Genomic DNA, 304 nt, shown 5'->3' with positions numbered 1-304 from the left:
TGCAGGCGAGCGGCAGGCAGTTGTATTTCAGAAAAACACAGCTGCAGATCGCGTACCGGCTGATCATTCCAGCGGGCGGGCAGCCAGATGTCTTCCAGAGGTTGGCCCGTGGCGGTACGCTCGCCATTGATGAACCCTGTTTCCTGGCGATAACGGGCAATGTTCACATCGTGATAGGTCGTCTTGCCGTCGGTGAGGCGCACTTCCAGCTCGCGCCACGCCTTGCCCTGGTAGAACACATAGACAAAGCCGGGCCGGGCCAGCACCGGCGTGCCGTGATCGTCAGCGCTCTTGGCTCCGGGCA

General features: G+C 61.5%; 1 protein-coding gene. It reads right to left on the bottom strand.

Annotated features, from left to right (window positions below; all coding sequences use genetic code 11):
- Positions 1–304, bottom strand: a 304-nt coding sequence (locus ACCD02_RS32705; protein ID WP_413310720.1) for a hypothetical protein, incomplete at both ends; no start/stop codon positions are given.

The sequence above is a fragment of the Pseudomonas sp. Pseusp88 genome, from assembly GCF_047303955.1.
Lineage (GTDB): Bacteria > Pseudomonadota > Gammaproteobacteria > Pseudomonadales > Pseudomonadaceae > Aquipseudomonas.
The sequence above is the reverse complement of the archived record's forward strand: the minus strand, read 5'-3'. Positions and strand labels throughout refer to the sequence as shown.